We start from the raw sequence: 7,904 nt of genomic DNA, 5'->3' as shown, positions 1-7,904 counted from the left end.
CGACGGGCGGTTTTCTGACGGGGAAATCCGATTGCATCGTCATCGGTGTGTTTGAGGGGCAGTCTCTTTCGGGCGCTGCGCGCGAGATCGACGCCGCCACGAAGGGGCTCCTCACACGCATCGTGAAGGCAGGCGACATGCAGGGCAAGGGCGGCTCGACGCTGTTCCTGCACGAAGTGGAAGGCATCGGCGCATCGCGCGTGCTGCTTGTCGGTCTCGGCAAGCAAGACGCGTTCGGCCAGAAGGCGTACATGGATGCGGCGCGGGCCGCGTGGCGCGCGATCCTCGGCACTAAGATCGTTCAAGTGACGTTCACGCTCGCGCAGTTGCCCGTCAAGGAGCGAGGAGCCGATTGGGCCGCGCGCGCAGCGGTCCTCGCGCTGCGTGGTGAAACCTATCAGTTCACGCAGCTCAAGAGCAAGCCGGAGCCGGCCAAGCACGCCCTCAAGCGTATCGTCGTGTCGATCGATCCGGCTGACGAAAAGCTCGCGAAGCTCGCCGTCAAGCAGGCGCAAGCCGTCGCCAACGGAATGGATCTGGCGCGCGATCTCGGTAACCTGCCGGGCAATGTCTGCACGCCGAGCTACCTCGGCGAAACGGCAAAGAAGCTCGGCAAGGAATTCAAGCTCAAGGTGGAAGTGCTCGGCTTAAAGCAGCTTGAAGCGCTCAAGATGGGTTCGCTGCTCTCCGTCACGCGCGGCACGGCCGAAGCCCCGCAGTTCATCGTCATGCAGTACCAGGGCGGCTCGGCCAAGGCCGCGCCGATCGTGCTCGTCGGCAAGGGTGTCACGTTCGACAGCGGCGGCATCTCGCTCAAGCCGGGCGAGGGCATGGACGAAATGAAGTACGACATGTGCGGCGCCGCTTCGGTATTCGGCACGCTGCGCGCCGTCGCCGAACTCGGCTTGAAGCTGAATGTCGTCGGGATCGTTCCCGCCGTCGAGAACATGCCGGGCGGCACGGCCACGAAGCCGGGCGACATCGTCACGAGCATGTCCGGGCTGACGATCGAAGTGCTCAACACCGATGCCGAAGGACGCCTGATTCTGTGCGATGCGCTCACTTATGCGGAGCGCTTCAAGCCGGCTGCAGTCGTCGATGTCGCCACGCTGACGGGTGCTTGCATCATCGCGCTCGGCCATCACAATGCGGGGCTGTTCTCGAAGGACGACGCGCTGGCCGGCGAATTGCTCGATGCGTCGCGCGAGGCATCGGATCCAGCCTGGCGGATGCCGCTCGACGAGGAATATCACGAGCAACTGAAGTCGAACTTCGCGGATCTCGCCAATATCGGCGGGCGTCCGGGCGGCAGCGTGACGGCGGCGTGTTTCCTGTCGCGCTTCGCCGAAGCCTACCCGTGGGCGCACCTCGATATCGCGGGCATCGCGTGGAAGAGCGGCGCGGCCAAGGGCGCAACGGGGCGTCCCGTGCCGCTGCTTACGCAGTTCCTGATCGATCGCGCGGGGCAGTAATGATGTCGATGGCCGCCGGCAAGCGGGTTCGCGGAGTTGCGCCGTGACGCGCGTCGATTTTCATACGAACGTCGACGACGCGCTGCTCTATGCGTGCCGGCTCGCGCGCAAGGCGTACCTGGCCGGCCAGCCGCTCGTCGTGCTGGCCGATCCGGGGCGGTTGCGCGCGTTCGACGAACGGCTCTGGACGTTTTCGCCGCTCGATTTCCTGCCGCATTGCATGGCGGACAGCGCGCTCGCCGCGCGCACCCCGATCGTGCTGGCGACGGATCTCGAGCGCGTTCCGCATCATCAGATTCTGCTGAACCTGGCGCCGGCTGTGCCGGCCCAGTTTGCCCGCTTCGAGCGCCTGCTCGAAATCGTCGGCACGAGTGCGGACGAACTCGCAGCGGGCCGCGAGCGCTATCGCTTCTATCGCGATCGCGGCTATCCGCTCAACAATTACAAGCAGGGCGACAAGCAGCGCAGCGCGTGAGCGTTTGCGCGCGCAGTGCATTCATTGATTTAGGGAGACAAGCATGGTCGATCCTGTCGATCCCAATTCGATTCCGATGCTGACGGATGTCATGGTGCCGGGACGTTCAGCGATGGGCCGCCCGGCCGAGACGCCGGCCGCGGTGGACGTGCCATCATCGGCGGTCTCCTCGGAACCGGCGTCCGGCCCGCAGGCAGCGCTCGACGCACGCGACGTCGAATTCATCGCCGAGCGCCTGCGTGCGCGTTTTTCGACGTACTTGCGGCGCGACGCGCGCGGCGTGATCGAAGCGCACTGCCGCGACGCCATCGAAGAGCATACGAACTGGCTCGTGCGCCAGGTTACCCGCGACGTTTTGGGCGCGCTCGAGCAGGAAGTCGCGGGTTGGGTTCGCGATGCCGTGAGCGAGGAACTTGCACGGCATACGTCGCGGCGATAGACGCGCCACTGGCCGCGCGTCGCTAGCCGGTCACGGCGCCTTGATCGGCGGGCCGTGCGAGCGCCGCGAATTTGGCGAGCACGCCATGCGTGTAACGTGGCGCGGGCGGTGTCCAAGCGGCCCGGCGGCGGGCGAGTTCCGCTTCATCGACGTTCAACTGCAATAGCAGCGCGTGTGCGTCGATCGTAATCGAATCGCCTTCCTGCACGAGCGCGATCGTCCCGCCGACGAACGCTTCCGGCGCGACGTGCCCGACCACCATCCCCCATGTCCCCCCTGAAAAGCGGCCGTCGGTAATCAAGCCAACCGATTCGCCGAGCCCCTTGCCGATCAACGCCGATGTCGGCGCCAACATCTCGGGCATGCCCGGTCCGCCTTGCGGGCCCAGATAGCGCAGCACGAGCACGTCGCCTGCGCGGATGCGGTCGTCCAGGATGGCCGCCAGCGCACTTTGCTCGTCGTCGAACACGCGCGCCGGGCCGGTGATGACGGGATTCTTCAACCCCGTTATCTTGGCGACAGCGCCATTCGTCGCGAGGTTGCCCTTCAGGATTGCCAGATGCCCTTCCTTGTACAGCGCCTGCTCGATCGGGAAAATGACCTGCTGATCGGCGCGCGGCCTGCTTGCGACATCCTTCAATTCTTCGGCGATCGTCTTGCCGGTGATCGTCATGCAGTCGCCATGCAGCAGCCCCGCGTCGAGCAGTATCTTCAATACTTGCGGGATCCCGCCGGCGCGATGCAGATCGGTGGCGACGTATTCGCCCGAGGGTTTCAAGTTGCAGATGACGGGCACACGCTGGCGGATGCGCTCGAAATCGTCGATGGTCCATTCGACTTCGGCCGCGTGGGCGATGGCCAGGTAGTGCAGCACGGCGTTGGTCGAGCCGCCCGTCGCCATGATCAATGCCACGGCATTCTCGATCGACTGGCGTGTGATGATGTCGCGTGGCTTCAAATCGCGCTTCACCGCTTCCACCAGCACGCGCGCCGATTCGGCGCTCGAGGCGACTTTCTCGTCGTCGGGGTTGGCCATCGTCGACGAATACAGCAGCGACATGCCCAGCGCTTCGAACGACGAACTCATCGTGTTGGCCGTGTACATACCGCCGCACGACCCCGTGCTGGGACAGGCATTGCGTTCGATACCCTCGAAGTCTTCCTGCGACATGCGCCCGGCCGTGAATTCGCCGACGGCCTCGAACGACGAGACGATCGTCAGGTCCTTGCCTTTCCAATGGCCGGGACGGATCGTGCCGCCGTAGACATAGATGCCCGGTACGTTCATGCGGGCGAGCGCGATCATGCCGCCGGGCATATTCTTGTCGCAGCCGCCGATGACGACGGCCCCATCCATCCACTGGCCTTGGACGCACGTCTCGATGCAATCGGCGATGACTTCGCGCGAGACGAGCGAATACTTCATCCCTTCCGTGCCCATCGACATGCCGTCCGAGATGGGTGGCGTGCCGAATGTCTGGGCATTGGCGCCGGCATCGATCACAGCCGTCACGGCGGCGTCGGCGAGCTTTTGCAGCCCCGCGTTGCACGGCGTGATCGTCGAATGGCCGTTCGCGATGCCGATCATCGGTTTATCGAAGTCGTCCTTCTCGTAGCCGAGCGCATAGAACATCGAACGGTTCGGGGCGCGGGCGACGCCTTGCGTGATGTGCCGCGAGCGACGGTTGTAGGCCATGGCGGAACTCCGGTTCGTGGATCGGAAGGGCGCGGGGCCGCGGCACGCGCGGCCGGCCGGATTCGGCGGGCAAGGAGCCGAGCGGGGCGGGCACCGCGCATGAGGCTCGAGCCAGCATGCCGCGCGCCGGTGCCCATGTCCAATATATGATTCATGCCGGACTAGGTCGAACTGCATATCAACGACGTTTCAAGGATCTCAGGGAACCGCGGACATGACCCCCGATTTGCGCCAGTTGCGCTATTTCGTCGCCGTCGCCGAAGAGCGGCATTTCGGCCGCGCGGCGCGCAAGCTGTCGATGACGCAGCCGCCGCTGTCGCAAGCGATTCGCGCGCTGGAGGAGACGCTTGGCGTCGAACTGTTCGCGCGGACGAAGCGCACGGTCGAACTGACGGCCGTCGGCGCCGATCTGCTGCCCGAGGTGCGCAAGCTGCTCGCCGCGGCCGACACCTTGCGGCCGCTCGCGCAGAGTCTGGCGCGCGGCGAGGCCGGCGCGCTTTCGCTGGCGTTCGTCTCCACCGCCGATTACGGCTTGCTGCCGCAACTGCTGCGCGAATTCGCCGTGCACCATCCGCGGGTGCGCCTGAATCTGACCGAAGCGACAAGCGACGTGCAGATCGAAGAGATCGTCGCGGGCCGGATCGATGCAGGCCTGATCATCCCGCCCCCGCCGCCGCGCCACGTGGCCACGCTCTCGTATCTGCCCATAATGCGCGAGCCGCTCATCGCCGCACTGCCGGCATCAAGCGTGCGTCACCGCGGCCGCGGCGAACCGCCCGACTGGATCGACGAGCCGGTTTCGCTGGCCGAGGTAGGGCAATTGCCGCTTGTCATCTTTCCGCGCCGTTTGGCGCCGGGCTTTTATGACATCATTACGGGCTGCTACGGCGCGGCCGGGCTCACGCCCCGCATCGGACAAGAAGCGATTCAGATGCAGACGATCGTCAGCCTGGTGTCGGCCGGGATGGGCATGGCGCTCGTGCCGCAATCGCTGCGTAATCTGCGACGCACCGGCGTCGTCTATCGGCCGCTGGCCGAGCGCGCGCCGCTGATCGAGACCGGAATTGTCTGGAGAACGGCCGACGTGAGCCCCGTGCTGGCCGGCTTCATCGACATCGTGCGCGTGCTGGCCGGCAGCTTGCAGCCGCGCGCACCGCGGCAAGCGGGCGCCGGCCGCCGTGCCAGGCCAGCGTAGGATGCGCGAGAGCGCGATGCTTAAACGCGGCGCGCGTGCCGCTCGTTCAACGCCTCATTTTTAAATGCCGAAAGCCTTACGATGCTGATTCATCCCAATTTCGATCCTATTGCGATTCATGTCGGCCCGCTTGCGGTTCGCTGGTACGGCCTGATGTACCTCGTCGGATTCATGCTGGCGATCGTCATCGCCCGGCTGCGCTTGCGCCTGCCGCACGTCGCGGCGCAAGGCTGGACCACGAAGGATATCGACGACATCCTGTTCTACGGCGTGCTGGGAACGATTCTCGGCGGCCGGATCGGCTATGTGTTGTTTTATAAGGCCGATTACTACTTCGCCCATCCGCTCGACGTCTTCAAGGTCTGGCAGGGCGGGATGTCGTTTCACGGCGGTTTTCTCGGCGTGACGTTGGCGATGGTGCTGTTCGCGTATCAGCGCAAGCGCACGTGGCTGCAGGTCACGGACTTCGTCGCGCCGATGGTGCCGACGGGTCTCGCGGCGGGCCGCCTCGGCAATTTCATCAACGGTGAACTGTGGGGGCGCGTGACGAGCCCCGATGCGCCCTGGGCCATGCTGTTCCAGAGCGCATCGGGCGACGATGCGATCTGGCTGGCGCAGCATCCGCTGTTGGCGGCGAAGTGGCATCTGGTCGATGTATTCGCCAAATACCACATGCTTCCGCGCCACCCGTCGGAGCTTTATGAGATCGCGCTCGAAGGGATCGCGCTGTTCCTCGTGCTCTGGTTTTTCACGCGCCGGCCACGTCCGGTCGGAGCCGCGTCGGCCGTGTTTCTGATCGGCTACGGGCTGGCCCGGTTCACGGTGGAGTTCGCCCGCGAACCCGACGATTTCCTCGGGCTGCTGGCGCTGGGGCTCTCGATGGGGCAGTGGCTCTCGCTGCCGATGATTATCGGGGGTATCGCGCTGCTGATCTGGTCTTACCGGCGCGCGCGTACGGTGCCGGCCGGTGTCGGATCGAGTTCGTAAACGCGCGCATCATCATCCGCACCACACGGGCGGTAGGGCTTGTCCTGCTCCGCCCGCGTGCTTCAACCTATGCGCCGGGCCATCATGCGGCATCCGGCGCTTACCGCCCTCATTGCCGTGTCATCTGCACGGAGCCCGAGACATTGACGGTCACCGTGGACGTCCCGCCTTCGACGGGCACCGGTGCCGCCGCCTCTGCCGCCATCGCCCGCATCGCGAACATCGGGCGCGGCGGCGGTGAGCCGCCGTTGCTGTTCATGTCGACTTCGCGAATCGTATAGCCTGAGTAGCCGAAATCCTTGGCTGCCGCCGCGGCGCGATTCCTGAAGCTTTGAATGGCTTGGCCGCCGAGCTTGTCGGCCGCGGCGCGCTGCGCCTCGGGTGACAGCGAAAACGCGACGTTACCCACCTGCATGACCGACGTGAGCTTGCCCGCCAGCTGCGAGGCGGCGCCGAAGTTATGCGACTTCAGAATGACTTCCGTTCGACCGCGCCACGTGGAGATGTGGCCATTTTTGTCGGTCATCGGGAAGATCGAAAACGCGCCCGTGCGTGCCTGGACGTCACCGACGCCTTTCGCCTGTGCCAGCGCCGTCTCGGCATGCTGGTTCAGGGCGTTCGTGAGCGACGTCGGATCGGATGCTTCCTGCTCGTAAAAGAGTGTGATATCGACCGTGTCCTGCGGGATTTCCTGGCTGGCTTGCGCGGAGAGCGACAGCACGCCCGCCGGCACCGGCTGCGTCAATACAGTGTCGGCTCTTGAGGTCGAGGGCAGGGCGACCAGCGCGAGCGGCACGGCGGCTGCGAAAGACATCGCTGCGATTGTTTTTCTCATCTTGATTCTTGGCTCCACTTCAAGAAATGGCATGGGGCCGGGACCCTCCCGGCTCCGGTTGCCGTGCCCTCGTCGCCCGCGATGCGTTATGACGACGCAAGCTACGACGCGAGCCGCTCGGTGATGAAGCGCCATTCGTCATCGGTCACCGGGGTGATCGATAGCCGGTTGCCTTTGGCCAGCACGCGCATGCCGGCAAGCTCGGGATGCGCGCGCAGTTCAGCCAGCGATACGAGCGGCGTCTTCTTCACGAAGCGGACGTCGACGAGCATCCAGCGCGGCGCTTCGTGCGTCGATTTCGCATCGTAGTAGGGGCTCTTAGGGTCGAATTGCGTCGGATCGGGATACGGGCCCGACACGACTTCGGCAATGCCGGCGATGCCAGGTTCCGGGCAACTCGAATGATAGAAGAGGACGCCGTCGCCCTTTCCCATTATGTCGCGCATGAAGTTGCGCGCCTGGTAGTTGCGCACGCCGGTCCAGGGCAGCGTTCGCTTCGGTGCGGAGTAGAGATCGTCGATGCTTGCTTCGTCCGGTTCGGACTTCATGAGCCAATAGCGCATAGGCAGATCGAGTCAGTGGAGCGAAACGAACACAAATGAAAACGGCATCGGGAGCACCGATGCCGTCGAATAAAGTCCCCGCCTTAGCCGCTAGGCCGGCATCCTGAACCGAGGATTCAGAATTGGTCGCAGTTAGCCGCACTTCGGGTACATCAGACAGAGTGACGCGCACACCCGTGCTGCAAATTTCCGCAACCGTGCACATGGCATTGGTTCAAGGAATTTATGACCTTGGCGAACCA

Annotated in this window: 8 protein-coding genes; 5 read left to right on the top strand and 3 right to left on the bottom strand. The window is 64.7% G+C overall.

Annotation, left to right across the window (positions count from 1 at the left end; translation table 11 throughout):
* Positions 1–14: 14 nt before the first annotated feature.
* Genes ACTHL0_RS07295 through ACTHL0_RS07285 form a run of 3 tightly spaced genes read left to right on the top strand, consistent with a single transcriptional unit; the run spans position 15 to position 2,386 of the window.
* Positions 15–1,472, top strand: coding sequence for a leucyl aminopeptidase (locus ACTHL0_RS07295; RefSeq protein WP_440566005.1), 1,458 nt, complete (start codon positions 15–17; stop codon positions 1,470–1,472).
* A gap of 43 nt (positions 1,473–1,515) precedes the next feature.
* Positions 1,516–1,947, top strand: a complete 432-nt coding sequence (locus ACTHL0_RS07290; protein WP_440566003.1) for a DNA polymerase III subunit chi — start codon at positions 1,516–1,518, stop codon at positions 1,945–1,947.
* 43 nt (positions 1,948–1,990) lie between these two features.
* Complete coding sequence (locus ACTHL0_RS07285) at positions 1,991–2,386, top strand: DUF2486 family protein (RefSeq protein ID WP_440566002.1); 396 nt, start codon at positions 1,991–1,993, stop codon at positions 2,384–2,386.
* A 22-nt stretch (positions 2,387–2,408) separates the two neighbouring features.
* Here the strand turns inward: ACTHL0_RS07285 and ilvD are convergent, their stop codons facing one another.
* Positions 2,409–4,082: a dihydroxy-acid dehydratase gene (gene ilvD / locus ACTHL0_RS07280; RefSeq protein WP_440566001.1), complete on the bottom strand. Its 1,674-nt coding sequence runs from the start codon at positions 4,080–4,082 to the stop codon at positions 2,409–2,411.
* Between the two features lie 214 nt (positions 4,083–4,296).
* Between ilvD and ACTHL0_RS07275 the strand changes: the two genes are divergently transcribed.
* Together ACTHL0_RS07275 and lgt are read left to right on the top strand one after the other, a co-directional pair.
* Positions 4,297–5,277, top strand: a complete 981-nt coding sequence (locus ACTHL0_RS07275; RefSeq protein WP_440566000.1) for a LysR substrate-binding domain-containing protein — start codon at positions 4,297–4,299, stop codon at positions 5,275–5,277.
* 81 nt (positions 5,278–5,358) lie between these two features.
* Entirely contained in the window at positions 5,359–6,264 is a 906-nt protein-coding gene (gene lgt, locus ACTHL0_RS07270) for a prolipoprotein diacylglyceryl transferase (protein WP_440565998.1), read from the top strand.
* Positions 6,265–6,373: 109 nt separating this feature from the next.
* Here the strand turns inward: lgt and ACTHL0_RS07265 are convergent, their stop codons facing one another.
* On the bottom strand, positions 6,374–7,078 hold the full coding sequence (locus ACTHL0_RS07265) for an SIMPL domain-containing protein (protein ID WP_440565996.1): 705 nt from the start codon (positions 7,076–7,078) through the stop codon (positions 6,374–6,376).
* Between the two features lie 122 nt (positions 7,079–7,200).
* Positions 7,201–7,662 carry an EVE domain-containing protein gene (locus ACTHL0_RS07260; protein WP_440565995.1) on the bottom strand — a complete coding sequence of 154 codons (462 nt, stop codon included), beginning with the start codon at positions 7,660–7,662 and terminating at the stop codon, positions 7,201–7,203.
* Between the last annotated feature and the right edge of the window lie 242 nt (positions 7,663–7,904).

It is taken from the genome of Trinickia sp., from assembly GCF_051961175.1.
GTDB lineage: Bacteria > Pseudomonadota > Gammaproteobacteria > Burkholderiales > Burkholderiaceae > Trinickia.
The sequence above is the reverse complement of the archived record's forward strand: the minus strand, read 5'-3'. Positions and strand labels throughout refer to the sequence as shown.